Raw genomic sequence first — 602 nt, forward strand, 5'->3', positions numbered from 1 at the left:
ACCCGGCGCTGGCCATGCTGTTTGCCGTCAGACTGAGTGAGAGGCCGTGGCTACGCTGGCTCGTTGCATTTCCCGCCTTGTGGACGCTGGGTGAATGGCTGCGCAGCTGGATGTTTACCGGCTTTCCGTGGGGTGCGATCGGTTACAGCCAGATTGCGGAAAGTCCGCTGGCCGGCCTTGCCGCTGTCAGCGGCATTCACGGCGTAACCTTTGCCGTGGCCTTGAGCGCAGGCGCACTGGTGGTATTACCGCGCCTGGCCAAGGCCGGACGTCTGGCACTGATCGCCTTGTTAATCAGCTTGTGGGGCGGCGCGGCCTGACCCCCTATATGCGTAGCGGCAACTTGCCGGTGATTGTGGGCTGTGCAGTCCTGTTGCTAAGCGTGATGGTGTTCGAGTGGTGGCAGCGCCGCCGCGCGACCAAAACCGGTTAAGCACAAGGCAGAAGAAACAAAAGAGCCGGCATGATGCCGGCTCTTTTCCTACCGTCACACCTTACTTCATGGTGGGCATGACAAACTCGGCGGTGAGCTTCTCTGGCCAGCGGCTGGTGATGGTCTTGATACGGGTATAAAAGCGCACGCCTTCCGGGCCGTGCATGGA

Annotated in this window: 1 pseudogene; it reads left to right on the plus strand. The window is 61.0% G+C overall.

The window, feature by feature from the left end:
* Nucleotides 1-320, plus strand: a pseudogene (locus EGI20_RS18975) (apolipoprotein N-acyltransferase); the annotation flags it as partial.
* Nucleotides 321-602 lie beyond the last annotated feature (282 nt).

The sequence above is a fragment of the Aquitalea sp. S1-19 genome (assembly GCF_024343515.1).